General features: G+C 72.2%; 26 protein-coding genes. 2 read left to right on the forward strand and 24 right to left on the reverse strand.

Going from position 1 to position 25,500, the window contains the following annotated elements:
• Positions 1-33: 33 nt before the first annotated feature.
• The 7 genes from wag31 to ACFPM7_RS19375 all read right to left on the reverse strand — a co-directional run bounded on the left by wag31 (position 34) and on the right by ACFPM7_RS19375 (position 5,354).
• Entirely contained in the window at positions 34-840 is an 807-nt protein-coding gene (gene wag31, locus ACFPM7_RS19345) for a DivIVA-like cell division protein Wag31 (protein WP_378249057.1), read from the reverse strand.
• Between the two features lie 46 nt (positions 841-886).
• Complete coding sequence (locus ACFPM7_RS19350) at positions 887-1,171, reverse strand: YggT family protein (RefSeq protein ID WP_378249058.1); 285 nt, start codon at positions 1,169-1,171, stop codon at positions 887-889.
• A gap of 19 nt (positions 1,172-1,190) precedes the next feature.
• Positions 1,191-1,805 (reverse strand): cell division protein SepF, encoded by a 615-nt coding sequence (locus ACFPM7_RS19355; RefSeq protein WP_378249059.1) that lies wholly within the window; start codon positions 1,803-1,805, stop codon positions 1,191-1,193.
• A gap of 112 nt (positions 1,806-1,917) precedes the next feature.
• Positions 1,918-2,628, reverse strand: a complete 711-nt coding sequence (locus tag ACFPM7_RS19360) for a YggS family pyridoxal phosphate-dependent enzyme (protein WP_378249060.1) — start codon at positions 2,626-2,628, stop codon at positions 1,918-1,920.
• Entirely contained in the window at positions 2,625-3,338 is a 714-nt protein-coding gene (pgeF, locus tag ACFPM7_RS19365; RefSeq protein WP_378249061.1) for a peptidoglycan editing factor PgeF, read from the reverse strand. The genes ACFPM7_RS19360 and pgeF overlap by 4 nt, the downstream gene beginning before the upstream one ends.
• A 10-nt stretch (positions 3,339-3,348) precedes the next feature.
• On the reverse strand, positions 3,349-4,662 hold the full coding sequence (gene ftsZ, locus ACFPM7_RS19370; RefSeq protein WP_378249062.1) for a cell division protein FtsZ: 1,314 nt from the start codon (positions 4,660-4,662) through the stop codon (positions 3,349-3,351).
• A 188-nt stretch (positions 4,663-4,850) separates the two neighbouring features.
• Positions 4,851-5,354, reverse strand: coding sequence for a DinB family protein (locus ACFPM7_RS19375; protein WP_378249063.1), 504 nt, complete (start codon positions 5,352-5,354; stop codon positions 4,851-4,853).
• A gap of 338 nt (positions 5,355-5,692) precedes the next feature.
• Between ACFPM7_RS19375 and ACFPM7_RS19380 the strand changes: the two genes are divergently transcribed.
• Positions 5,693-5,902: a hypothetical protein gene (locus ACFPM7_RS19380; protein ID WP_378249064.1), complete on the forward strand. Its 210-nt coding sequence runs from the start codon at positions 5,693-5,695 to the stop codon at positions 5,900-5,902.
• A complete protein-coding gene (locus tag ACFPM7_RS19385) occupies positions 5,903-6,121 on the forward strand; it encodes a hypothetical protein (protein ID WP_378249065.1) in 219 nt (72 codons plus the stop codon).
• 209 nt (positions 6,122-6,330) lie between these two features.
• Here the strand turns inward: ACFPM7_RS19385 and ACFPM7_RS19390 are convergent, their stop codons facing one another.
• The 17 genes from ACFPM7_RS19390 to mraZ all read right to left on the reverse strand — a co-directional run bounded on the left by ACFPM7_RS19390 (position 6,331) and on the right by mraZ (position 24,906).
• Positions 6,331-6,750: a hypothetical protein gene (locus tag ACFPM7_RS19390; protein WP_378249066.1), complete on the reverse strand. Its 420-nt coding sequence runs from the start codon at positions 6,748-6,750 to the stop codon at positions 6,331-6,333.
• Positions 6,751-6,770: 20 nt separating this feature from the next.
• Positions 6,771-7,823: an amidase domain-containing protein gene (locus tag ACFPM7_RS19395; protein ID WP_378249067.1), complete on the reverse strand. Its 1,053-nt coding sequence runs from the start codon at positions 7,821-7,823 to the stop codon at positions 6,771-6,773.
• A gap of 270 nt (positions 7,824-8,093) precedes the next feature.
• On the reverse strand, positions 8,094-8,471 hold the full coding sequence (locus ACFPM7_RS19400) for a hypothetical protein (protein ID WP_378249068.1): 378 nt from the start codon (positions 8,469-8,471) through the stop codon (positions 8,094-8,096).
• A gap of 93 nt (positions 8,472-8,564) precedes the next feature.
• Positions 8,565-8,717: a DUF397 domain-containing protein gene (locus ACFPM7_RS19405; protein ID WP_378249069.1), complete on the reverse strand. Its 153-nt coding sequence runs from the start codon at positions 8,715-8,717 to the stop codon at positions 8,565-8,567.
• A 2-nt stretch (positions 8,718-8,719) separates the two neighbouring features.
• The gene (locus ACFPM7_RS19410) at positions 8,720-9,544 is read right to left on the reverse strand and encodes a helix-turn-helix domain-containing protein (protein ID WP_378249070.1); all 825 of its coding nucleotides are present in this window, start codon (positions 9,542-9,544) and stop codon (positions 8,720-8,722) included.
• 63 nt (positions 9,545-9,607) lie between these two features.
• Entirely contained in the window at positions 9,608-10,267 is a 660-nt protein-coding gene (locus ACFPM7_RS19415) for a cell division protein FtsQ/DivIB (RefSeq protein WP_378249071.1), read from the reverse strand.
• 52 nt (positions 10,268-10,319) lie between these two features.
• A complete protein-coding gene (murC, locus tag ACFPM7_RS19420) occupies positions 10,320-11,705 on the reverse strand; it encodes a UDP-N-acetylmuramate--L-alanine ligase (RefSeq protein ID WP_378249072.1) in 1,386 nt (461 codons plus the stop codon).
• Positions 11,702-12,817: an undecaprenyldiphospho-muramoylpentapeptide beta-N-acetylglucosaminyltransferase gene (gene murG, locus ACFPM7_RS19425; RefSeq protein WP_378249073.1), complete on the reverse strand. Its 1,116-nt coding sequence runs from the start codon at positions 12,815-12,817 to the stop codon at positions 11,702-11,704. The genes murC and murG overlap by 4 nt, the downstream gene beginning before the upstream one ends.
• The gene (ftsW, locus tag ACFPM7_RS19430; RefSeq protein ID WP_378249074.1) at positions 12,814-14,238 is read right to left on the reverse strand and encodes a putative lipid II flippase FtsW; all 1,425 of its coding nucleotides are present in this window, start codon (positions 14,236-14,238) and stop codon (positions 12,814-12,816) included. The genes murG and ftsW overlap by 4 nt, the downstream gene beginning before the upstream one ends.
• Positions 14,238-15,623 (reverse strand): UDP-N-acetylmuramoyl-L-alanine--D-glutamate ligase, encoded by a 1,386-nt coding sequence (gene murD, locus ACFPM7_RS19435; RefSeq protein WP_378249075.1) that lies wholly within the window; start codon positions 15,621-15,623, stop codon positions 14,238-14,240. The genes ftsW and murD overlap by 1 nt, the downstream gene beginning before the upstream one ends.
• Entirely contained in the window at positions 15,620-16,708 is a 1,089-nt protein-coding gene (gene mraY / locus ACFPM7_RS19440; protein WP_378249076.1) for a phospho-N-acetylmuramoyl-pentapeptide-transferase, read from the reverse strand. The genes murD and mraY overlap by 4 nt, the downstream gene beginning before the upstream one ends.
• A complete protein-coding gene (locus ACFPM7_RS19445) occupies positions 16,705-18,162 on the reverse strand; it encodes a UDP-N-acetylmuramoyl-tripeptide--D-alanyl-D-alanine ligase (protein ID WP_378249077.1) in 1,458 nt (485 codons plus the stop codon). The genes mraY and ACFPM7_RS19445 overlap by 4 nt, the downstream gene beginning before the upstream one ends.
• Positions 18,159-19,709, reverse strand: a complete 1,551-nt coding sequence (locus ACFPM7_RS19450) for a UDP-N-acetylmuramoyl-L-alanyl-D-glutamate--2,6-diaminopimelate ligase (protein ID WP_378249078.1) — start codon at positions 19,707-19,709, stop codon at positions 18,159-18,161. Before ACFPM7_RS19450 ends, ACFPM7_RS19445 begins: the two co-directional genes overlap by 4 nt.
• Positions 19,710-19,790: 81 nt before the next feature.
• Positions 19,791-21,665 carry a peptidoglycan D,D-transpeptidase FtsI family protein gene (locus ACFPM7_RS19455; RefSeq protein WP_378249079.1) on the reverse strand — a complete coding sequence of 625 codons (1,875 nt, stop codon included), beginning with the start codon at positions 21,663-21,665 and terminating at the stop codon, positions 19,791-19,793.
• A gap of 821 nt (positions 21,666-22,486) precedes the next feature.
• Entirely contained in the window at positions 22,487-23,380 is an 894-nt protein-coding gene (gene ftsL / locus ACFPM7_RS19460) for a cell division protein FtsL (RefSeq protein ID WP_378249080.1), read from the reverse strand.
• The gene (rsmH, locus tag ACFPM7_RS19465; RefSeq protein WP_378249081.1) at positions 23,377-24,330 is read right to left on the reverse strand and encodes a 16S rRNA (cytosine(1402)-N(4))-methyltransferase RsmH; all 954 of its coding nucleotides are present in this window, start codon (positions 24,328-24,330) and stop codon (positions 23,377-23,379) included. The genes ftsL and rsmH overlap by 4 nt, the downstream gene beginning before the upstream one ends.
• Before the next feature lie 144 nt (positions 24,331-24,474).
• Complete coding sequence (mraZ, locus tag ACFPM7_RS19470; protein ID WP_378249082.1) at positions 24,475-24,906, reverse strand: division/cell wall cluster transcriptional repressor MraZ; 432 nt, start codon at positions 24,904-24,906, stop codon at positions 24,475-24,477.
• Between the last annotated feature and the right edge of the window lie 594 nt (positions 24,907-25,500).

Consider the following 25,500-nt stretch of genomic DNA (forward strand, 5'->3'; position numbering starts at 1 on the left):
CCATCACGGCGCGTCCCGACCGGTCGTCAGGGATCAGCCCGCTTCGGCCCGGGGGCCGAAGGAGTAGCCGCTCTGCTGCCCGGCCGCACGGGTGCCGTCGGCGGGGGCCGCTGGGCCCCGGTCGCTCAGCTCGCGCAGGCTGGACTCCAGGAGGGACTTCAGGCGGGTGCGGTACTCGCGCTCGAACGTGCGCAGCTCGTCGATCTTCTTCTCCAGCGCGGTGCGCTCGGTCTGCACCGCGCCGATGATCTCCGCGTGCTGCCGCTGGGCGTCGCGCTCCAGCGTCGTGGCCTTGTCGCGGGCCTGCCGCTCCAGGGTCTCCGACCGGGTCCTCGCCTCGTTCAGCATGGTCTCGGCGCGCGTGCGCGCCTCGTTGACCATGGTGTCGGACTTGGTCCTGGCCTCGGAGAGCAGCTGCTCGGACTTCGTCCGCGCCTCGGCCAGCATGCCGTCGGCCTCGGCCTTGGCCTCGCCGGTCAGGCGGTCGGCCATCTCCTGGGCCAGGCCCAGGACCTTGGCCGCCTGCACGTGGTGGTCACCACTGCCGGGGCTGGTCTGCTCCATGGGGCTCGGCGGGGGGACCGGCTGAAGCCGGCGCGGCTCCTCCCGGACCGGGGCCGCGCCGGAGCGGGCCTCGTCCAGGTCGGCGCGGGTGGACTCCAGCTGGGCGTCGAGCTGCTCGACCTGCGCGCGCAGGTCGTTGTTCTCCTCGATCAGGCGGGACAGCTCCACCTCGACCAGGTCGAGGAACGCGTCCACCTCGTCCTCGTTGTAGCCCCGCTTGCCAATCGGAGGCTTGCTGAACGCCACGTTGTGCACGTCAGCGGGGGTCAACGACATCTGATCACCTCACGCACTCCAGGGCTGCGATGTCCCAGGTTCCCCGTCACCCGGGATACGCCAGCCGCATCAGGATGAACACGACCAGCAGCAGCACCATAATCGATAGGTCCAGGCCCACGCCTCCGATACGGACCGTCGGAATGATCCGACGAACCAATCGCACCGGAGGATCGGTCACTGTGTAGATGGTCTCCAGCGTCACCGCAACCCCGCCGGCAGGTCGCCAACCGCGCGCGAACGTGCGGACGAGTTCGACCACCACGCGGGCGGTCAGCAGCAGCCAGAAGGCGAAGAGCACCCAGAAGGCGACGATGAGCACCAGTTCCACTACACCACTGTGCCATCTCTCAGCCGCGCCGGTCGAACCCGCCCTCGACGAGGCGGCGCTTGTCCTCGGCGGTGGGGTCGATGTTGGGCGGTGAGATCAAGAACACCTTGTTCGTGACCTTGTCGATCGAGCCCCGCAGCGCGAACGCGAGTCCGGCTGCGAAGTCGACCAGGCGCTTGGCGTCCGCGTCGTCCATCTCGGTCAGGTTCATGATGACCGGGCGGCCGTCGCGGTAGTGCTCGCCGATGGTGCGCGCCTCGTTGTAGCTGCTCGGGTGCAGGGTGATGACCCTGCCGAGCGGGTAGGCGCCGGGAGCCGCCGCCTCCACCGTGCGCAGCCGGGGGGCGGGCTCGCGGCGCGCCTCCACGGCCAGCGCGCCGTGCGTGGTCGGCTCGGCGTCCGTGCGCGGCGACCAGGCCGCGCGCACGGGGCGCTCGGGCTCGAAGTCGTCGGCGTAGTCGCGCTGACCGCCCATCCAGCGGCGGCGGCCGGGCGGGTATTCGTCGAACTCCTCGTCCAGGTACTCCGGTCGCCGGTAGGACCCGCGCCGCTCGTAGTCCTCGGACTCGTAGTCGTCGAACTCGTCGGCGGGGACCATGCCGAAGTAGGCCTTCAGCTTCTGAAGTGTGCTCATGGCGTTCCTCCGCGACTCCCCGAGCGTGGTCCGACTGCTCCCGACCTGCGTCGACCTACCACGTTCCAGCCCGACTCAACCACTCCCCGGGGTTATGGCAACCGGAACTTCTCTATCCGGAGGCTAGACCTCGGCTTCCCAGCAGCGCCGTTCCGACACGCACGCATGTCGACCCATAGTCGATCGCTTCCTCCAGATCGTTACTCATGCCGCAGGAAAGCTCACGGGCCGTGGGAAACTCGGCCCTCAGATCTCCCGCCACACTGGCAAGACGATCAAAGGCATGCCCGGGTTCCATCCCGAGCGGTGCCACGGCCATGATTCCGCAGAGTTGAAGATCACTCGAACGAGTTACCCCGTAAGCCAGGTCGGCAAGCGCGTCCAGCGGACATCCGCCTCGGGCCGGATCGCCGTCGATGCTCGCCTGGAGGAGGACGTCGAGGGGCTCGGTGCGCTCCCCCGCGTCGCGGGCGGCGCGGACGGCCTTGGCGAGGGCGTCGGCCAGGCGCACGGAGTCGACGGACTGGACCTCGTCGGCCCAGCGGACCACCGAGCGGGCCTTGTTGCGCTGGAGACGGCCGACCATGTGCCAGCGGGCCTCGACCTGGGGGGCCTTCTCGGCGGCCTCCTGGTCGCGGTTCTCGGCGAAGTCGCGCACGCCGAGGCCGGCGAGGATGGCGGCGTCGGAGGCCGGGAAGGTCTTGGTGACGGCCAGCAGCCGCACGTCGGCCTCGTCACGCCCGGAGGCGCGGCAGGCGGCGGCGATGCGGGCGCGGACGTCGGCGAGGTTGGCCGCGATCTCGGCCTCGCGCTCGGCGCTCACCGCTCGATCCAGGTCAGCCCGGCCAATCGCCCGGTGGTGCCGTCCCTGCGGTGGCTGAACAGGGTCTTGTCCTCGACCGTGCACCGGGGGTCGACGCCGATGCGGCCGACGCCCGCGTCGGCGAGCTGGCGCCAGAGCCCGGCGCGCAGGTCGACGCCCGGGGTGCCGGATCGGGTCTTGCAGGCGCTGCCGGGCAGGCGGGCCTCCATGTCCTCGCGCATGGCGGCGGGCACCTCGTAGCACTCGCCGCAGACCGAGGGCCCCAGCAGCACCTCCACGCGGGCCGGCTCGGCGCCCAGCTCGACCATGGCGGCCAGCGCGGCCGGGACGACGCCGACGCGCGCGCCGACCCGCCCGGCGTGCACGGCGGCCACGACGCCGGCCTCCGGGTCGCCGAGGAGCACCGGGACGCAGTCGGCCACGAGGGCGGCGACGGCGAGGCCGGGCTCGGCGGTGACGAGGGCGTCGGTGGCCTCGACGGGCTGGGCGCGCGGGCCGTCGACGGTCGCGACCGTCCGCCCGTGCACCTGCTCCATCCACACCACTCGATCGGCGCTGCCGGAGCCCAGGCCCAGCTCGCCCGCGAGGCGGGCGCGGTTGGCCGCGACCGCCCCCGGGTCGTCGCCGACGTGGTCGCCGAGGTTGAACGAGTCGTACGGGGCCTTCGAGGCCCCACCTGCACGCGTGGTCACCACGCGACGTATCCGCACGCGGTGAACCCTACCGACGCATGAACGGCGGCACGTCGACCTCGTCGTCGGGGTCCTCGCCGACCGGGGTGACCCGGCCGGGCAGCGAGCCCGAGGTGGGCGCGGGCCGGGCCGCGGAGCTGGGGTAGCCGGGGCTGCTCGGGGTGCGCGGCGGGTAGGTGGCGCTCTGGTAGCCACCGGGGTACGCGCTCGTCTGCGGCTCGGCGGGCGGCGGAGTCGGGGTGCTGACCGGGGGCGGGGCGTAGGTGACCGGCGGCGGGGTCGGCTCGGGCTCGGCGGGCCGGTGGACCTCGCCCGCGGTGGCCGAGGCCGTCGCCGTCGGGGCGGCGGCCTTCGCCGAGGAGAGCGCGGTCGGGTCCAGCTTCTTGTGCGTGGGTGTGCCGCCGTCGAAGCCCGCGGCGATGACGGTGACGCGGACCTCGTCGCCGAGGGAGTCGTCGATCACCGTGCCGAAGATGATGTTGGCCTCGGGGTGCGCGGCCTCCTGGACCAGCGAGGCGGACTCGTTGATCTCGAAGAGGCCGAGGTCGGAGCCGCCCGCGATGGCCAGCAGCACGCCGTGCGCGCCGTCCATGCTGGCCTCCAGCAGCGGCGAGTTGATCGCCTTCTGCGCGGCCTGCACCGCCCGGCCCTCACCGCGCGCCGACCCGATGCCCATGAGCGCGGAGCCCGCGCCGGACATGACGGACTTGACGTCGGCGAAGTCGAGGTTGATCAGACCGGGGGTGGTGATCAGGTCGGTGATGCCCTGGACACCGGAGAGCAGCACCTCGTCGGCGGAGCGGAAGGCGTCCATGAGGGAGACGCCCACGTCGCCGAGCTGGAGCAGCCGGTCGTTGGGGATGACGATGAGGGTGTCGCACTCGTTGCGCAGCTGCTGGATGCCGTCCTCGGCCTGCTTCGCGCGGCGCTTGCCCTCGAAGGAGAACGGCCGGGTGACCACGCCGATGGTCAGCGCGCCGAGCTTGCGGGCGATCGAGGCCACGACGGGCGCGCCGCCGGTGCCGGTGCCGCCGCCCTCACCTGCGGTGACGAAGACCATGTCGGCCCCCTTGAGGACCTCCTCGATCTCCTCGCGGTGGTCCTCGGCGGCCTTGTGGCCGACCTCGGGGTTGGCGCCCGCGCCGAGGCCCCTGGTCAGCTCGCGGCCGATGTCGAGCTTCACGTCCGCGTCGGACATGAGCAGCGCTTGGGCGTCGGTGTTGACGGCGATGAACTCGACGCCCTTCAGCCCGACCTCGATCATGCGGTTGACGGCGTTCACGCCGCCGCCACCGATGCCGACGACCTTTATCACGGCGAGGTAGTTGTGCGGGGGCGTCATGGAGCCGCCTTCCTGTTCGCTGGACCTGCACTACCGCCCGGCGAAACCCTCGACCTCAACCAGAGAGTCAGAGCTGTGTCAACCCCGGACCTACGTCTGTTGACGGTAGGCACAGTCCGACGACCGATCCAGCCGCCACGCCGAGAAAGCAACCGGATGTTCGTCACCCGGCGTGAGCGGGGCCGGGGTCATTCCCCGGTCGTCCCGTCGAGCAACTCCCGGATGATATCCAGGTGCCCCGCGTGCCGCCCGGTCTCCTCGATCATGTGCAGCACGACCCACCGGACATTGACGTCGCCGCCGTTGCGGAAGGGCACGGCGTGGTCGATCGGCAGGCGCGCGGTGACGGCCCGGGAGTTGGCGCACTCGGCCTCGTACTCGGCGATGAGCTGGGCGGTGGGCAGGTGCGCGGCGTCCTCGAACTCGCCGTCGGGGCGCTCCTTGCTGTAGGGGGCCTTGTCGGGCTCGCCGCAGAGGACGGTGCGGAACCAGTAGGCCTCGACCCAGCGCAGGTGGGAGAGGAGGCCCGCGATGGTCATCAGCTCCGAGGGGAGGACGGAGCGGTGGGCGTCGTCCTCGGAGAGGTCGGCGGCCTTCATGACGACGGTGGCGCGGAGGTAGTCGAGGAAGCCTTCGGCTTGGGCCAGCTCGGAGCCGGTGTAGGGCGGGTCTGTGCGGGTGGCGGCAGTCATGGGTGCGGAGTGTGGCAAGGAGGACCGACAAGCGCACCGGGTTATTCGGCGGTCGGGGCTGTGACAAGACGTACGATGGATGCGCACGCGATGACCAGTTGGCGCCCCGGACATTCCATCCAGAGGAGTTCTTGACCATGACTGGTGGAGGGTGTTGCCCCGTGTGTGGTGCTCGCGCCACGTCTTCCGCCGGCCAGACGGTCGGCCCCCATCAGGAGCCGGGTACCCGCAACCCATGCTCCGGTGTCGGACAGACCTCGATCCCCGGTTGACCTGGTAGCGGCAGAGTGACGGCAGTCTGCCTGCGCCGCGCCTGAGCGGGAGGGCATGATGGCCCGGTGCAGATCCGCGAACTGGATCAACTTCTAGTTGATCTACTGAGTCACGATCATCCGGAGATCGCCAAGGTGGTCCCGCTCGACAAGCAGCACAGCCGTGTTCGCGTCGAGTTCGCCAGTGGCGCGGTCGCCACGATCACGATTCGTGAAGTGAGCGGACCCGGCGTGCCCAACCATCACCCCTACGAGATCCCCGAATCGGTGATCTGAATGCGCCGCGAACGCTTTGTGGAACACGTGCGCGACCTTCTCGCCAACAGCGGGCACCCTGGTATCGCCAGCGTCGGCAGCTACACGATCAACAGCGGTCTCGAGGACATCGAGATCAGGTGCACCGACAACCGGGTGATCCGCCTCAATATCACCCGCACCTCACCTCCGGGCGGCGACGCCTACGACGAGGCCGAGCGCATCGTCACCAAGGACTGATGACGTGCGGGGGACAGCGCTTGCGGCGAGTTCACCTATCCGCGGGTGACGAGCCACCAGCGGTCCTGGCTCCACTCCAGCACCTCAAGGAACTGGATCTGCTCGTCCTCGGCGGTCGCGCTGATCGAGACGAGGTAGCTGCCGGGCGGGGCGGGGGGCGGAAGACAAGGCGACGGTCAGCCCGCCCGCGACGGGCGGAACCGGCGGTGTCAGGGGGTGGCGGGTGGGGCGAGCCACCAGCGGTCGCGGTCCCATTCGAGTTGTTCGTAGAGGTGGACGGGTTCGCCGGTGGAGGTCGTGGCGTCTATCCAGACCAGGTAGACGTTGCGGAACTCCTCTTTGACGCGGATGGCGACGTCGGTCAGGGAGCGGTTGCCGTGGGTGGTGAGGAGGGTGGTCACTTCGGGGGAGTCGGGGGCTCGGCCGATGAGGGTGGCGAGGGTGGTGGGGTCGCCGGTGTTGAGGGCGGTGATGTAGTCGCGGGCGTACTGCTCGGCGGCGGCGGGGCCGGGGTCGTCGGGGCGGGGCGGGGGTGTGCGCCAGGTGGTGGTGAGGGCGAGGGCGGCGAGGGTGGCCACGGCGGCGAGCGCCAGGGTGATCCCCAGCGCTCGCCGTGCCTTGGGGGTCATCCGGCGGGGTGTCGGTGGCATCAGTAGGTCGTCTTCACGAAGTGGGGGAGCCAGCGGGCGCGGGGGTAGGCGGCGGCGATGCTGGCGTAGCTGCGGTTCAGGGTGTCGGTGGTGTGATACGACAGGTAGACCTCGCCGTTCTGCCTGAGCGTGACCATCATGCTGTGATCCTTGCTGCCGTTGTTGGTGAAGTCGGCTTGCAGCACCTCGCCCGCGACCAGGCTGCGGGCGCCGCTCATGAGGGTCGTGCGCTTGCTGTGGACGGCGGCGAAGGAGTGCCAGTGGGCGACGTTCACCCACGACCAGGTCTCGCCGCCGGCGTTGTACCACCAGTTCGTGGCGTCCCGGTACCAGCCGAGGTCGTTGGGCCAGCCGCCCGCGCGCATGGACTGGCTGACGAAGTTGGTGCAGTCGCCGCCCACGTCGGAGAAGCGGCGGTAGGCGGTGTTGTAGGACTTCGCGTGCCGGGTGGCGTAGGCCGCCGCCGCTGAGCGGTTGAAGGTGCCGGTGATCGCCGGGCCGCTCTGCACGGCGGCGCGCTCGGCGAGGTCGGCGGCGGGCAGCTCGGCGAGGGCCTTGCGGGCCTCCTCGGCGGTGACGGCGGGCGGGTCGTTGACCGGGGGGACGCCGCCGCCGAGGAGGCGCTGGCCGGTCAGGGCCCAGCCCGCGCCGCGCTGCTCGTAGGTGAACTCGCGCGGGGCCAGCCAGGAGGTGACGGTGGGCTCGGCGCCCCTGATCCGGGCGTAGTGCAGCGTGGAGTCCTCATCGACGGTGAGGACGGCCGTGCGCCCGGACACCTCCACGCCGACAATGGTGACCGACGATTCGTGCTTCGCATAGGCTTCGCCGATGCCGCGCAGGGCGTCGCGGTATCCGGCGAGTTTCTCCACACCCACCGATTCCGCCGCGTACACCGCGCGCGTTTCGTAGGCGGTTCCGTTGTCGAGAGCGGCTATCTGCGGGGCCGCGCCCGCCACGAGCGCCTGGGTCCGCCGTTCGACGAACTGCTGCGCGAGGTGGGCGAGTTCTTTCGCCGGGGCGAGCGCGTCGGCGGCGGCTTGGGCGCTGCTCACGGGCGTGGCCAGGCTGATGGCGGACGTGGTCGCGGTGAGGACGGCCAGCCTGGCTAACCGTCTGGACCCGATTCTCGTTGACATGCGCATTATCTCCCCCTGCTCCCGATGTTCGACAGTGAACACGGTACGAGCCGAAAAGAGAGGAGTCGTGCCCCGAAAAGGTGAACCCGGGTTTCCTATTGCGCGGTGAATGGCGGGGATTACCGGAATGAAAGTGGACTCGACCGTTTCCGACTGTGCGGGTTAGTGGACACGCGGGCGCGGCGGTCAGCGGGCGAGGAGGGCGAAGGTGACGGTGGAGGCGCGCAGGACGGCGCAGACCGCGCCGAGGTCCAGGGCGAAGGTGGGGCGGGCGGTGAGGGGGTCGGGGTAGTGGTCGATGGAGTGCAGGGTGTCCTCGGCGCCGCCGGGGACGGTGTCGATGCGCACGACCTTGGCGCCGGTGAAGCGCAGGCGGGCGCGGTGGCCGGTGGGGAGGTGGCGCAGCAGGACGGTGAAGGCGCGGGCGTGCAGGTCCACGGACACGCGGAGGACGGCGCAGTCGCTGTGCAGGTCGACGTCGCCCAAGGCAGTGCCGGTGCACTCGACCATGCCGGCGTCGACCGGCCAGGGGTCCATCCCGCGAAAGCCGGCCTTGGTGCGCACGGCGGGATTGTGGCGGATTGGCGGCCGAGGGCAGGCGGGCTCGAAAAGGGCGTCACACAACCGCAAAGAACGGTGACGCCAGGTTGCGGGCGGCTACCGCAGGGTGGTCACGAGGTGGCGGACGGCCGAGCGGGAGAGCGGGAGGGCCACATCCGGACGCTTGCTGTCGCGGATGGCGGACAGGTCCTGCCGCAGCTCAACGCAGTTGCTCGTGCTGCCGGACCGAGAGGACTTGCGCCACTCCATGCCTACAACCTCTCCAAGATGCCATTGATGGCGTTCCTGCTCTCCAGGGACGACATCGCCTTGCTTGCCATTCTGGCATGGACATCGAGATAGGGCCCAACTTCTTGATCGTAGAGAAAGACGCTGCTGCGAAGCAGCTCGACATGCACCATGGGAGTTGCCCGGGGGAACTCAAGCAGCATCCACGAATGGAGCAACGCGGGGCTCATGTCCCGAACGATCCGCACGCCGATGCCTCGGTCATACGCGTTGCAGAGGTGTTTCAGCTGCTCTCGGTACGCCTCACGTCCACCAAGGGGCTTGCGTAGCACTGGCTCGTAGATGAAGGCGGTGTAATCGATGTGCGACAGCCGACTCTGGCGCATCTCCCGAACTTGCCACCGACGTTCGACATCATCGGGCGACACGCCATCGGCAAGCATGTACGCCACCGAGTACTCGCGAGTCTGGAGCAGACCGGGAACGAGGTTGGACGCCCAGTCGGTGATCGCCCGCGCGTCGACTTCGTAGCTGGCGAGAGCACCGGCGTCGGGGAGCACTCCGGGCATGTCCGCCGACCACCAGCCGGTCTGGCAGCCGATCTTGGCGTTCTCGATCATCTGCTCGCGCAGCTTGCGCGGAACCTTGTAGACCATCAGCAGAGCGGCGACGTCCTCGCTCGTGATGTGGCGCTTACCGTTCTCAGTGCGGCTGAGCGTCGGCCCGGTCCAACTCATTCTCTTGGCCGCCTGATCGGCGGTCAGATCGGTGTACTTCAACCGAATCGCACGCAGTTGCGCGCCGATCGCCCGGTCTCGGCCCTGTGGTGGTCTGCGCTCGCCTCCCATTTCCCAAGCATGCCGTAACCAACCGGCTACCGTCCGGGCATTGCGGAGGCGGAAATCGGCAGGTCACCCGATGGTCGGAAACTCCGGCGCGGCGACGTCGTACACCTTGCCGGGCTGGGTGAGCAGGACGCCGACCACGGCGGCCTTGCGCGCGGAGTCCTCAACCCCGCCCCACTTCACGACTTTGCCGTTCTTCAACGTCAGCCGCACGTCGTGGACGGTGTCGGCGGTGACCGCCTTCACCGTCGCGCGCAGCTTCGCCGGAGCCGCCGCCAGCACCTGCACCGCAGCCTCGACGGCGCGCTGGTCGGTCGCTTTCAGCGTGGGCAAGCCGGGCGGGGCCTTCTTCTTCACCGCGTAGTCGACTCCCCCGCCGTCCACGAGGTGGAAACCGTCCTGTGCCACCACATACGCCACCGGGGTGCGCTCCACGACCGCGATCTCCACCGTCCCCGGCAGCGACCTGCGAACGTCCACTTCGGCCACGCGCGGCAGTTCGAGCACCCGCGCGGCGATCTCGGCGGTGTCCACACGGGCCAGTGGGGCTTCCATCTCCACCGCCGCCGCCGCGCGCACTTCCTCCACCGTCAGGTCCTTGGCGCCGCTGACCGCGACCTCCTTCACCCCCAGCATGGGCGTGAACATGACGATGTACACCACCGCCGTGATCACCAGCATCACGGAGATGACCGTCAGCCGACGCAGGACGAACTTGCGGTCCACGGGTCGGCGGACCGGCCGCGCCGGGGCGCGGCGCGGCCGGGTCCGGACGGCTTCAGGCACGGCGGTCCAGTTCCGCCAGCAGCTCAGGGCCCAGCGACGTCACGTCGCCGGCGCCCATCGTCATCACCAGGTCGCCGTCGCGCACCAGATCCGCGACCTTCACGATGACCTTGTCGAAGGCGGGCTCGTAGTGCACGTGCTCGGGGCCCAGCGGGACCGCGTCGGCGATGAGCGCGCCGGAGACGCCCGGCACCGGCTCCTCGCGCGCGCCGAACACGTCCAGCACGACGACCTCGTCGGCCAGGCCGAGCGCGGTGGCGAACTCGGTGGAGAACGCCGCCGTCCTGGAGTACATGTGCGGCTGGAAGATCACCACGATGCGGCCGTCGCCCACCGTCGGGCGCACGGCGCGCAGCTGCGCGTCGACCTCGGTGGGGTGGTGGGCGTAGTCGTCGTAGACCAGGACCCCGCCGGAGCGGCCCTTGAACTCGAAGCGCCTGCGCACCCCGCCGAAGAGGGCGATGCCCTCCAGCAGCTCCGCGCGCGGCGCGCCCAGCTCCTCGCCGGCCAGCAGCGCGGCGAGCGCGTTGCCCGCCATGTGCTCGCCGGGCACGGCCACCCGCAGCTCGAACTCCTCGCCGCCGACGCGCACCCGCGCCACGCTGCCGGTGCCCTCGGGGCGGTAGTCCAGGATCGTGGCGTCCTCGGCCCGCCTGCCGTAGCGGCGGACCCTGATCCCCCGCGCCTCGGCGCGCTCGGCGAGGGCGGCCGAGCCCGGGTCGTCGGCGCAGGCGATGAGCACGCCACCGGGCTCGATGCGGGCGATGAACTCGTCGAAGACGGCCGTGTACTTCTCCACCGTGCCGTGGTGGTCGAGGTGGTCGGCCTCCACATTGGTCACCACCGCGACAGCCGGGGCGTAGACGAGGAAGGAGCCGTCGGACTCGTCCGCCTCGGCGACGAAGACGCCGCCGGTGCCGTGGTGGGCGTTCGCGCCGGACTCGTTGAGGTCGCCGCCGATGGCGAACGACGGGTCCAACCGGCAGTGCTGCAACGCGACGGTGAGCATGGAGGTGGTGGAGGTCTTGCCGTGCGTCCCGGCGATGCAGGCCGCGCGCTGGCCCGCCATCAGCTCGGCAAGCGCTTGCGCGCGGTGCACGACCGGAATCCCGCGCTCGCGCGCGGCCACCAGCTCCGGGTTGTCCTCCTTGATCGCGGTGGACACCACGACCGCCGTCGGAGCGCCGTCGAGCAGGTCCAGGTTCTCCGCCGCCTGGCCGACGGCGATCTTCGCGCCTTGGGCGCGCAGCACGAGGAACGCCCGCGCCTCCTTCGCGTCGGAGCCGGAGACCGCCATGCCCCGGGCGAGCAGGATGCGCGCGATGCCGCTCATCCCCGCCCCGCCGATGCCCACCAGGTGGGCTCTCTCCAGGCTCATGCGCCGCCCTTGATCGCGCGGGTTTCCTTGAGGCTGTCGAGCACCATGCGGGCCAGGATGTCGGCCGCCTCGCGGTGGCCGCTGCCCGAGGCCGCCGCCGACATCGCGGCCAGGCGCTGGCGGTCGGCCAGCATCGGCACGACCGTGGAGGCGACCCGCTCCGGGGTGAGCGCGTCGTCCTGGATCATCAGGGCCGCGCCCGCGCGGACGGCGGGCTCGGCGTTGAGGGCCTGCTCGCCGTTGCCGTGCGGCAGCGGCACGTACACCGCCGGGAGCCCGACGGCGGAGACCTCGGCGACCGTCATCGCGCCGCAGCGGCACAGCACCGCGTCCGCGGCGGCGTAGGCCAGATCCATGCGCTCCAGGTACGGCACCGACGCGTACCGGGGCGCTCCGGGGAACTCCTGCACGGCCAGGGTGTTCTTGGGACCGTGCGCGTGCAGCACGCCGACGCCCGCCTCGGCGAAGGCCTTCGCCGCGCCGGAGACCGCCGTGTTGATCGAGCGCGCGCCCTGCGAGCCGCCGAAGACCAGCAGCGTCGGGGCGGCGGGGTGCAGGCCGAAGAAGCGGCGGGCCTGCTCGCGCAGGGCCGCCCTGTCCAGCCGGATGATCGACTCGCGCAGCGGGATGCCGATGACCTCGGCGTTGGGCAGGCCGGAGTCCGGCACCGCGACCGCGACCCGGTCGGCGAAGCGGGCTCCCACCTTGTTCGCCAGGCCGACGCGCGCGTTCGAGTCGTGCACGATGATCGGTATCCGGCCGCGCGCGGCCAGGTACGCGGGCAGCGCGACGTAGCCGCCGAAGCCGACCAGCACGTCCGCGCCGACGCGGTCGAGCACGTCGCGGGTCTGCTTGATCGCCGAGCGCACGCGCAGCGGCAGTTTGAGCAGGTCGACGTTGGGCTTCCTCGGCATCGGGACCGGGGGGATCATCTCCAGCGGGTAGCCGCGGTTCGGGATGATCGTCTTCTCCAGGCCGCGCTCGGTCCCGAGCGCCACGACCCGGACGTCCGGGCGCAGCCTGCGCACCGCGTCGGCGAGCGCCAGCGCGGGCTCGATGTGCCCTGCCGTCCCGCCACCCGCGACCACTACGCAGGGACTCCCTGAACTCACCGACGTCCTCCTCCACCTTTGGCGCCGCGGGGCGCGGCGCGGCTCGCCTTCTGCCTGGCCTGGGGCACCCGCTTGGCGGTGACGCCCGCAGGCCTGCCCGTCGCCTTGGGTCGGGCGCTCGGGCGGGCGGGCCTGCGCTTCTTCGGCGGCTGGTACGGGTCCGGCGCGGCGAGGCGCATGATCCGGCCGAAGCGGCCCGGCCCCTGAGAGCGTAGCGCCGAGACCGCTTCGGGCTCATTGCGCGCGCAGTTGGCGAGGATGCCGAACACCAGCATGGTCACCACGATCGACGTCCCGCCGCTGGAGATCATCGGCAGGGTGATGCCGGTGACCGGCAGCAGGCCGACCACGTAGCCGATGTTGATGGCCGCCTGGGCGACCAGCCACACCGTCATCGTGCCGGAGACCATCCTGATCCACGGGTCGATATTGCGGGTCGCGATGCGCAGGCCGACGATCGCCAGCATCACGAACAGGCCGAGCACCAGCGCGCAGCCGAGCAGGCCCAGCTCGTCGGCGATCAGGGCGAAGATGAAGTCGTTGTGGACGTTGGGCAGGTAGCTCCACTTCGAGGGGCCCTGCCCGAGGCCCCGGCCGAACAGTCCGCCGTCGGCGATCGCCAGCTGCGCCTGGACGGCCTGGTAGTTGTTGCCCTGGGCGTCGTCGCCGGGGTTGAGGAAGCCCAGCACCCGGTCGAGCCGGTACTCGGTGCCCACGGCCAGCAGCGCGATGCCCGCCGCCCCGCCCAGGGCCAGCGCGCCGAAGAGCCGCAGCGGCGCGCCCGCGAACCACAGCAGCGCCACCACGACCACGACCAGCGTGATCGTGCCGCCGAGGTCGGGCTGGAGCATGATCAGCGCGCACATCAGCAGCGCGACCGGCATCACCGGGACCAGCAGGTGCCGGTAGCGGTGCAGGACGGCCTTCTTCACCACCAGCACGTGCGCGCCCCACAGGGCCAGCGCCACCTTCGCGACCTCGATCGGCTGGAAGGAGATCGGGCCGACGACGAACCAGCTGCTGGTGCCGTTGATGTTCGCGCCCAGCGGGGTGATGACCAGCATCAGCAGCACGATGCTGCCGACCATCGCGCCGGGGCTCCACGAGCGGATCGTCGCCAGCGGCAGCCGCACGCCCAGCCAGAACGCGACCGAGCCGACCACCACGTAGATCAGCTGCTTGAGGAAGACGGTGTAGAGGCCGTCACCGGTGGCGAAGGACACCACCGACGACGCCGAGAGCACCATGACCAGGCCCAGCACCGTCAGCAGGCCGAACACCGCGAGCACGAGGTGGAAGGAGGCCAGCGGCCTGCCCAGCCACGCCGTCAGCGCCGTGCTGGCCGCGCCGAGCCTGCCGCCCGCGCGCACGCCGCGCTTGGGCCTGGGCTTGGCCGCGGGGGCGGGCGCCTCGGTGGACATCAGGTCGCCCCGGTGCCGCCGTCGTCCTCCCCGGTGAGCCGCCGCACGGCTTCGACGAACGCGTCGCCGCGGTGGGCGTAGTCGCGGAACATGTCGAGGGAGGCCGCGGCGGGGGCGAGCAGCACGACGTCGCCCGGGCCTGCCAGGGCGCGTGCCGCGCGAACCGCTGCGATCATGGGCTCATCGTCTCCCGGCGGCACCCGCTCGACGGGGACATCCGGTGCGTGTCGCGCCACCGAAGCGGCGATGGCCTCGCCGTCCGCGCCCAGCACGACGACCCCGCGCAGCCGCCCGGCCACCTCCTGGGCCAGGCCGTCGACGCTGGCGCCCTTGAGCAGCCCGCCCGCGATCCACACGACCTTGGCGAACGCGCGCAGCGAGCCGCCCGCGGCGTGCGGGTTCGTGGCCTTGGAGTCGTTGACGTAGGTGAGCCCGCCCGCCTCGGCGACGACCTCGGCGCGGTGGCGGCCGGGGGTGAACGCCGTGAGCCCGGCGAGGACGTCGGCCGGGGAGACCCCGGCGGCGCGGGCCAGCGCGGCGGCGGCCAGGGCGTTGGCGACGTTGTGCGGGCCGGGTGGGCGCACGTCGGCCAGGGTGGCCAGCTCGGCGGCCTCGTTGACCGGGTCGTCGGTGAAGGCGCGGTCGATGAGCAGGTCCTCGACCAGGCCGAGGCCGCCGGGGCGCGGGGTGTCCAGGCCGAAGGGCACGCGCCGGGTCTCGTGCTCGGCGGCCAGCTCCTCGGTGAGCGGGTCGGCGGCGTTGTAGACCGCGTGCTTGACCCCGGTGTAGATGCGGCCCTTGGCCTTGGCGTACTCGGCCAGGGAGCCGTGCCAGTCGATGTGGTCCTCGGCGATGTTGAGGACGGCGGCGGCGTGCGCGCGCAGCGAGGACTGCCAGTGCAGCTGGAAGCTCGACAGCTCCACGGCCAGCACCTTGTGCCCGGCCAGGACGGCGTCGACCACCGGAAGGCCGACGTTGCCGCAGGCCACGGCGTCGAGTCCGGCGGCGAGCAGGATCGACTCCAGCATGCCGACGGTGGTCGTCTTGCCGTTGGTGCCGGTGATCGCCAGCCACAGCGGCGGCTCGGGCAGCGTCTCGGCGATGCGCCAGGCCAGCTCCACGTCGCCGATGACCTCGACCGGCGAGCCCGCCAGCAGCGGGCTGTCCGGACGCCAGCCGGGGCTGGTCACCACCAGGTCGATGCCCTCGGGCACCTCGGTGATGGCGTGCGCGGTCCGCACGTCGAGGTCGAGCGCGGCCAGGCGCTCGGCGTTGCCGTCGGCGACGGTGACCCGCGCGCCCAGGCCCAGCAGGGCGCGGGCGACACCGGTCCCGGCGACACCCGCACCCGCCACCAGGACCTTCCGGCCCTCGAAGAGCGTCACTGACCGCCGCCGAGGGCGAGCCAGTCGGCGTAGAAGAGACCGAGGCCGAACATCGCGCAGACCCCGGCCAGCAGCCAGAATCTGATGATCACCGTGGTTTCCGCCCACCCGGCAAGCTCGAAGTGGTGATGGAACGGCGCCATGCGGAAGAGCCTGCGGCGGGTGGTGCGGAAGACCGCGATCTGGAGAACCACCGACATCATCTCGACCACGAACAGACCGCCGATGACGATCATCAGCAGCTCGGTGCGGGTCGCGATGGACAGGCCGGCGACCAGGCCGCCGAGGGCCAGCGAGCCGGTGTCGCCCATGAAGATCTTGGCCGGGGCCGCGTTCCACCACAGGAAGCCGATGCACGCGCCCATCGCCGCGGCGGCGACGACGGCGAGGTCCAGCGGGTCGCGGGTGTCGAAGCAGCCCGCTTCCGTCACCCGGGAGCAGTCGTGGCTGAACTGCCAGAACGAGATGACGACGTAGGTGCCGAGCACCATCGCCGAGGAGCCGCCCGCCAGGCCGTCCAGGCCGTCGGTGAAGTTCACCGCGTTCGACCAGGCCGAGACCGCCAGGTAGCAGAAGACGATGAAGCCGATCGTGCCGAAGCTGACGATCGAGATGTCGCGCACGAACGACAGGTGGTCCGAGGCGGGCGTCAGGCCGTTCTCGTCCGGGTAGCGCAGCGCCAGGACCGCGAAGATGATCGCCACCGCGAGCTGGCCGACCAGCTTGGCCGTCTTGTTCAGACCGAGGTTGCGCTGCTTGCGGATCTTGATGAAGTCGTCCAGGAAGCCGACCATCCCCAGGCCGGTGGCCAGGCCCAGCACCAGCAGGCCCGATGCCGTCGGCAGGTTGGCGTTGTCGTCGCTCATCGCGTTGAAGATGTGGGCGAAGCCGTAGCCCACCCACATCGCCAGGATGATCGCGACGCCGCCCATGGTCGGGGTGCCGCGCTTGGACTTGTGGCCCTCCGGGCCCTCCTCGCGGATCTCCTGGCCGAAACCCTGCCGGGAGAACACCCTGATCAGGTACGGCGTGATCAGGATCGAGGCCATGAGCGCGATCGCCGCGGCGATCAGGATGGACTTCACTGCGTGTCCTCCGCGAGCAGCGCGTCGGCGACCCGCCACAGGGCCGCCGCCTTGGAAGCCTTCACCAGCACGACGTCACCGGGGGCCAGCTCGGCGCGCAGCAGCGCGACGGCGGCGTCCACATCGGGCACCTGCACCGACTCCTCTCCCCACGAGCCCTCCAGGCTCGCCCCCTGGTGCATGGGCGCGGCCTGCTCGCCGACCACCACCAGGCGGTTGATGTCCAATCTGACGGCGAGCCGCCCGATCTCGTCGTGCGCGGCCACGGACTCGTCACCGAGTTCGCCCATCACCCCCAGGACGGCCCAGGACCGCCTGCGGTTGCCCGCGCGCGCCATGGTCGCCAGCGCTTTGAGCGCGGCGCGCATGGATTCGGGGTTGGCGTTGAAGGAGTCGTTGAGGACGGTCACCCCGTCGGCGCGGGTGGTGACCTCCATGCGGCGCGCGGAAACGCGCTGCGCGCCGGAGAGCGCCGCCGCCGCCTCCTGCGGGGTCGCGCCGAGTTCAATGGCGACGGCGGCGGCGGCGAGCGCGTTGCCCACGTGGTGGGCGCCGTGCAGAGCCAGGGTCACATCGGCCGAGCCGTTGGGGGTGACCATGGTGAAGCTCGGACGGGCCTGCTCGTCCAGGTGGACGTCCACGGCCCGCACGTGCGCCTGGAGGGCTTCGCCGACCAGCACCACGCGCGCCTGGGTGCGGGCTGCCATCGCGGCGACCAGCGGGTCGTCGGCGTTGAGGATCGCGACGCCGTCGGCGGGCAGCTTCTCCACCAGCTCGCCCTTGGTCTGGGCGATGGCCTCGCGGGAGCCGAACTCGCCGACGTGCGCGGTGCCGACGTTGAGCACCACGCCGATGCGCGGCGGGGCGGTGTCGCAGAGCGCGGCGATGTGGCCCGGCCCGCGCGCGGACAGCTCCAGCGCGAGGAAGCGGGTGTCGGCGTCGGCGCGCAGCACCGTCCAGGGGTGGCCCAGCTCGTTGTTGAAGGAGCCGGGCGGGGCGACCGTGGCGCCCAGGGGGGTCAGGACCTGGGCGATGAGGTCCTTGGTCGAGGTCTTGCCGGAGGAGCCGGTGACGCCGACGACGGTGAGGCCGTCGAGCGTGTCGACCACGTGCCGGGCCAGGCGGGCCAGCCCGGCGAGCACGGCCGCGCCGGAGCCGTCGCGGTCGCCGAGCAGGGCCACGGAGCGGCGGTGCGCCTCGTCCACCGCCGGGACGATGACGGCGGGGGCGTCGACCTCGCGGGCGGCCAGCACGGCGACCGCGCCCTGGGCGAGCGCCTGGGCGGCGAAGTCGTGGCCGTCGACCTTGCTGCCCGGCATGGCGATGAACAGCCCGCCGGGCCGCAGCTGCCGGGTGTCGAACTCGACCGGGCCGGAGACGACCTCGGTGCCGTCGGCGCGGTGGAGCCTGCCGCCGGTCGCTTGCGCGATCTCGGCGAGGGTCAGCGGGATCATGCCTGTTCTCCCAGGTGGGCCCGGATGGCGGCTTCCAGCTCGTCGCGGTCGGAGAAGGGGTGCACGACGCCGGCGATCTCCTGGCCGGTCTCGTGGCCCTTGCCCGCGATGACGACGACGTCGCCCGGCCGCGCGGCGCGCACGGCGGTGGCGATGGCCTCGCGCCGGTCGCCGACCTCGACCACCTCGCCGCGGCCGGAAGTGTTCAGCGCGCCCTCGCGCATCGCGGCGCGGATGGCGGCCGGGTCCTCGCTGCGGGGGTTGTCGTCGGTGATGACGAGCAGGTCGGCGCGGCGGGCGGCGGCCTGGCCCATCAGCGGGCGCTTGGCGGTGTCGCGGTCGCCGCCGCAGCCCAGGGCGATGATCACCCTGCCCTCGGTGCGGGCGCGGACGGCGTCCAGGGCGAGGGCGACGGCCTCGGGCTTGTGGGAGTAGTCGACCACCGCGGTGAACTCCTGGCCGACGGCCACCCGCTCCATGCGGCCGGGCACCTGGACCTGGGAGAGGCCCGCGCCGATCGCCTCGTCACCGATGTCGGCGGCGTTCAGGCAGGCGGCGGCCAGCAGGGCGTTCGCCACGTTGAACAGGCCGGGCATGGGCAGGACGACGGGGATCTCGGTGCCGTGCGGGGTGCGGATGCGGAAGGACTGCTCGCCGGAGCGGGAGGTCGTCAGGCCCGCGGCGGTCCAGTCGGCGTCGCGGGTCATCGCCACGGTGACGGCCTCGGGGGTGGCCAGGCGGACGCCCCAGTCGCCGTCGACGCAGATGACGGCCCGGTCCGAGCGGCCGTCGAAGAGGCGGGCCTTGGCCTGGAAGTACTCCTCCATGTCGGCGTGGAAGTCCAGGTGGTCCTGGGAGAGGTTGGTGAACGCGCCGACGGTGAAGTGCGTCCCGCCGACGCGCTCCAGCTCCAAGGCGTGGCTGGAGACCTCCATCGGCACGTGGGTGATCCCGCGCTCGCGCATCACGGCGAGCAGGGCCTGCAGGTCGGGGGCCTCGGGGGTGGTGAAGGCGCTGGCCAGCCGCTGGCCCGCGATGCGGGTCTCGACGGTGCCGATCAGGCCGGTCGTCACGTCCGCGGCGGCCAGGCCCGCGTCGATCATGTAGGTGGTGGTGGTCTTGCCCGAGGTCCCGGTCACGCCGATGATCTTGAGAGCCAGGGACGGCTCGCCGTAGATACGGGCGGCCAGCGGGCCGAGCGCGGCGCGCGGGTCCTCGTGCACCAGGACGGGCACGTTCGCCGCGCGCACGGCGGGTCGGGCCGCCCCGGCGGCGTCGGTCAGGACGGCGACGGCACCGGCGGTCACGGCGTCGGCGGTGAAGTCGGCCCCGTGCACGCGCGCGCCGGGGAGCGCGGCGAAGACGTCTCCGGGCAGCACGTGCTGGGCGCGCAGCGTCGCGCCCGTGACGGCCACATCGGACAGCCCGGGAAGATCCGGGTCCGGGCGTGCGTGGGCGCGGGAGGCCAGTTCGGCCAGCGCGACGGGCGGGATGCGAGTGGGGCGAGGCGGCGCCGTGACAGCCTTGCCTACGAGCTTGGCGGGCACGTCGGGGAGGCTACCCGCGCACGCAGTGCTACCGAAGCACCCCTGGGCCGGGGGGCGGGCGTCGCCATGGGGTAGAAGCCGTCAGGGCACGACGAGCGGCACGACGGGACTGGGCTCCTTGGACAGCGGGATGTTGTAGTGCTGGGCCAGGAACGAGGCCACGTCGTGGAAGAACGGGGCCGCCGAGACGCCGTCGGGGGTGCCGTACTTCGGCTGGTCGTAGACCATCCCGACGACGAAGCGGGGATTGTCGGCGGGGACGATCCCGGCGAAGGTGATCCAGTACTTGGAGTTGCTGTAGCGGCCGATCTCCGGGTCGAACTGCTGGGCGGTGCCCGTCTTGCCGGAGACCTGGTGGCCGACCAGGGCCGCCTTGGGAGCGGTGCCGTCGTTCATGCCCTCGCCGTCCTGGGCGACCGCGCGGAACATGTCGACAGTGGTGCGGGCCGTCTTCTCCGACACCACGCGCACGCCCTCCGGGCGCGGCTCGTCCTGGCGCTCGCCGTCCGGGCCGACGACGGACTTGACGATGCGCGGCGGCACGCGGACGCCACCGTTGGCGATGGTCTGGTAGATGCCCGCCATCTGCAGGACCGTCATCGACAGGCCCTGCCCGATCGGCAGGTTGCCGAACGTGCTGCCCGACCACTGGCTCTGCGGCAGCAGCGACCCCGGGCTCTCCCCCGGCAGGCCGACCCCCGTGCGCTGGCCGATGCCCAGCCTCTTGAGCAGGTCGGCGAAGCGGTCGGGGCCCAGCTGCTCGGCCAGCATCAGCGTGCCCACATTGGACGACTTGCCGAAGATGCCCGCGGTGGTCATGTTCAGCCGACCGTGCGCCCAGGCGTCGCTGATCGTGCGGTCGGCGACGCGGATCGAGCCCGGCACCGAGTGGACGTCCTTCGGCGTGGTGATGCCGTGCTCGATGGCGCCCATCGCGGTGACCACCTTGTTCACCGACCCCGGCTCGTAGGGCGTGGTGACCGCCGGGTTCTGCATCAGCTTCGGGTCCCAGCCGCTGCCGGAGGCGTTGAAGGTGCGATCGTTGGCCAGCGCGTAGACCTCGCCGGTCTTGGCGTCGAGGACCACCGCGCTGACCGACTTCGCGCCGCTGCGCTTGCCGTACTCGGCGGACTTCTGCTGCAGGAAGTACTGCAGGTCGGCGTCGATCGTCAGCTCGATGTCGGAGCCGTCCACAGCGGGCTGCTGGTTGCGCTCGCTGCCCGGGATGACGACGTTGCCGCCCTCCTTGGTCTCCACCGTCACCGACCCCGGCCTGCCCGACAGGGCGTTGTCGCGCAGCAGTTCCAGGCCGACGAGGCCGTGCAGGTTGTGGTTGGCCTGGACCGGGTCCTCCATACGCCAGTTCGCCACGCCCACGACGTTGGAGGCCAGCTCCCCGCCCGGGTACTCGCGCAGCGCGCGGTACTCCTCGATGAGCGCGGGGAAGCTGTCCTTGATGACGCGCGCCTTGCCGGGCTCGACGTTGTTGACGAGGTAGACGTAACCCTTGTCCGAACGCAGCTTCTCCAGCAGGTCGGCCTCGTCGACCTGGCTGCCGAGCACCTTGACCATCAGCTTGGCCAGCTCGGCGGTGTCGGCGTCGTAGTCGAGCTTCGCGGCCCCCTGCTTGCCCGCCTTGACGGCCTCGTCCTGCTTGGCGTTGTGCTCGGCGATCGCCTTGCGCTGGGCACGCGGCTGCCAGGCCAGCGCCCGCGCCTCCACGCTGAAGGCCAGCTCCACCCCGTTGCGGTCCACGATCGACCCGCGCGCGGCGGGGATCGGGATGATCGTCACCCGCTGCCGCAGCGCCTTCTCCGCCAGCGCCTCGGCCTGGAAGAGCTGCACCTGCACCAACTTGAGCCCAGCGGCCAGCAGCGCCCCGATCAGCAGGAACCGGGTGACCACCACCCGAACCCGGTGGTCGGTCCCCTGCGCCCGCTTGCGCACCCGCCGCATCCGCCCCGGCGCGACTCCGGACTCCGCTCCCCCGTGCCCGGCCCCGCCGCGCCCACCGGACCCACGCCCACCAGAGCTGTCCCCCGGCCTGAGCGCGCCAGACCGCCCACCGGCCGCCCGCGCACCAGCCCCCCGCCCGCCGGTTCCACCCGCTCCACGCCCGGCCCCAGCAGGCCCGCGCCCGCCGCTTCCACCCGACCCACGCCCGCCCGTCCCGTGTCCACCAGTCCCGTGTCCACCAGTCCCGGCCGCCCCACGCCCGGTCGCGCTCGCCCCGCTTCGCCACGGCGCGTCACCACGCCCACCGCCCGCCCGCCGGGCCTCTCCGCCCTGCGGCCGTCCACCTGCCCGACCTTCGGGAGCCATCCATCCGGCAGCCCCACCACGCCGGTAGTCCTCAGCGCGCTCCCCGGACTCACGCCACGGAGGAACAGGCCGCCCACCGCCCCCGCCCGGACCGCGCCACCCACTCTGACCACGCCCGTCACCGCGCCGCCCACTACCGCCACCCGGCCCACCGCGCCGCTCACCAGGGCCACGTCCGGAGCCCGAACCGGGCCCCTCACCGGCCGAACCACCAGCGCCGCGGGCCTCACCCGCGCCAGGTCCGCCGCTGGTGCCGTCGCGTCCGCTCACTCCGCGTCCCCCCGCTCCCCGCCGATCCCCGTCGGCCGGGTCCTGCCGCGGGCCGGGGTAGCGGCCCGCCGATCCGGTCGGCCTGCCGCTGGGCGTGCGGCGGCCGCTGTCCTCGTGCCACTTGCGCGCGGCCCAGCGGGACGGCCGTGGGTGGCCGTCGCCGTCGTCTGGGCCGTCGCGCTTGGTCATCCGTCGCCGTCTGCCTCGCCCGCGGGGCGCTCGCTGCCGCCTGCGGGGCGCTCGCTGCCGCCTGCGGGGCGCTCGGTGTCGCCTGCCGGGGGCGTCGGGTCGGGCTTCTTGGTCTCCGGCGGGGGTGGCGGGACGACCTTGGTCGGGTCGCCGACCACGGTGACCTTGCCGTCCGGGCCGACGCGCAGCCAGGCTGGGTCGCCCGCCGGGATCATGCCCAGTTCGCGCGCGCGCTTGGCCAGGGCGGGGGCGGACTCCATGCCCGAGACCTCGCGCTGGAGCACGGCCTTCTGCTCGGCCAGGCGGGCGGCCTCCTCCTTGGCCGCCTCCAGGCGGTAGGAGTCGGCGATGGCCTGGGTGGAGAGCCACAGCGTCGCCGCCACGCCCACCACCAGCAGCGCGATGATCGCCACGACGAACGACGCCCGGCCCGCGCCCGCCTGCTGCGCACCCGCGTCGTCGGGGTCCGAGCCCGCACGGCCGCGACGGGCCTGCACGCGCTCGGCGGCGAACGCCCTGGCGCGGCCCAGCCTGCCCGGCCTGCCCGCGCGGTCGGGGGCGTCGGCCCTGGCGCCCGCGCCCGGTCGCGCGCCGCGGCGCTCGCGGCTGCGCCGGGGGCGCGGCGCCGGGGCCTCGGGACGGGCGGGGGCGGCGGTGGTCGCCGAGGGCTCCTCGGTCTCCGGGGTGCGCTGGGACTTGCGGATCGGGATGTTCGGCTCGTCGGCGGGCGGGTGGTAGGCGCGCTGCGGCTCGGTGCCCGGCTTGGCCTTGCCCGTGCGGCGGCCCGCCCGGGTCGCGGCGCGCTCCTCCTCAGAGCGGCGGCCGCGCCGGGCGCGCGGGCGGTCCAGGTCGGCGTCCACGTCGCGGGAACGGCGGGCCGGTGCGCTCATGGGTCCTCCCTGGTGCGTTCCGCGGCGCGCAGGCGCACGGACTGGGCTCGGGGGTTCGCGGCGGTCTCGGCCTCGCCCGCCTGCTCGGCGCCGCGGGTGAGCAGCCGGATGCGGGGGGCGTGCTCGGGCAGTTCCACCGGCAGGCCCTGCGGCGCGGTCGACTTCGCCAGCTCGGCCAGCGCGTGCTTGACGATGCGGTCCTCAAGGGACTGGTAGGACTCCACCACGATCCGACCGCCGACGCGCAGCGCCGACAGCGCGGCCGGGATGGCCCGCCGCAGCACGTCCAACTCGCTGTTGACCTCGATCCGCAGCGCCTGGAAGGTGCGCTTGGCCGGGTGGCCGCCGGTGCGGCGGGCCGGCGCGGGCACCGCGTCGTAGATGAGCTGGACGAGCCTGCCGCTGGTGGTGAACGGCTCCTTCTCGCGCGCCGACAGCACGGCCGAGGCGATCCGGGAAGCGAACTTCTCCTCGCCGTAGACGCGCAGCAGGCGCGCCAAGTCGCCGTGGGAGTAGGTGTTGAGGACGTCGGCCGCCGTCTGCCCGCGGGTCTGGTCCATGCGCATGTCCAGCGGCGCGTCCTGCGAATAGGCGAAGCCGCGGTCGGCCACGTCCAGCTGCATCGAGGACACGCCCAGGTCGAACAGCACGCCATCCACCTTGGACAGGCCGAGGCCGGCGAGCGCGTCGGGGAGTCCGTCGTAGACGGTGTGCACGGTGCGGATGCGCTCGCCGTGGCGGGCCAGCCGGGCACCGGCCAGCGCGAGGGCGTCGGTGTCGCGGTCGAGGCCGACGACCGTCAGCGACGGGAAGGCGGTGAGCAGGGCGTCGGTGTGGCCGCCGAGGCCGAGGGTGGCGTCGACCAGCACGGGCGCGTCGCCCGCCAGGGCGGGGGTGAACAGCTCGATGATGCGGTCGAGCAGCACGGGAACATGCCGCGGCTCACTCATCGCCACCCCCTTCTCCTCGCCAGGTCCCCCGGATGCCGCCAGGTCCCCGCCCGCTCGTCGGACCTGGCGCCGGGGAAGGTGCGCCAGGGCCGAAAGCGAGCGGACCGAGGCCTGGCGGCACCCGCTCCGTCGTGTTCGGCACGCTCAGAACACGCCGGGAAGGACCTCCTCCCGAGCCTGGGCGTAGCTCTCCTCGTGGTCGTCCAGGTAGGTCTGCCAGGACTGGGCGTCCCAGATCTCCAGCCTGGTGATCGCGCCGATGACCACGCACTCCTTTGACAACCCGGCGTAGCGCCGCAGCTCGGGGGCGATGGAGATGCGGCCTTGACCGTCGGGGCGCTGCTCGTCTGTCCCGGCGAACAGGTACCGCTGATAGGCCCGAACCGCCTCGTTCGTCAGCGGTGCCGCCGCGACCTTGCGCGCCATCTCCTCGAATTCCGCGCGCGGGAACACGTAAAGGCAGTGATCCTGACCCTTAGTGACCATGAGCCCACCCGCGAGCGCGTCCCGATACTTGGCGGGCAGTGTCAGCCGCCCCTTGTCGTCCAGCTTCGGGGTGTGCGTGCCCAAGAACATCAAGCACCCACCTCCCTGCCGAACCTGACGGATCGGCCATGGGGACCCCTGCCGCCCCACTGCGGGCCACAGTACCCCACTTTTCACCACAGTCAACGCGAATCGCGCGGCTCCCGCAGCGACCCTTTCCGCGTTTTCGCAGCTAGACGCCCGGGGGGCGCGGTGGGGGCCGTGGTGGGGGAAGACCGGGCCGGGTTACCCCGGACAGCGCCAGAACGATCAACTTGCGCACCGGGAAGTGCTCCGCGCGGCCTCGCGGCCGTCCTGGTGGGGCGAAGTGGGGCTCCGCCGGGGAGGCGGGTGGGGCAGGCGCCGCGACCCGGAGCGGGTCGACAGCGGAGAGTGACCGCGCGGAGTTCTGCCGCACTTCGCCCCGGTTTGACACACTTCGTGACAGGCTGACGCGGCCACGGGTACACCCGTCCCGGCAGCCACGGGACGTGCCGCGGCGACGGCGGAGCCGGAACCGCCGGTCTGCATCAGGAGGTCGAGTGACGTCTAGCCCCCCGCCCGCCGCCCTGCCGGGTAACCACTATTCGGTACCGGGCCGCGAGGGGACGACCTCCCCGTACGCGGGCGCACCCGCCGCCCAGC

The sequence above is a fragment of the Actinokineospora guangxiensis genome (genome assembly GCF_042657845.1).
Lineage (GTDB): Bacteria > Actinomycetota > Actinomycetes > Mycobacteriales > Pseudonocardiaceae > Actinokineospora > Actinokineospora guangxiensis.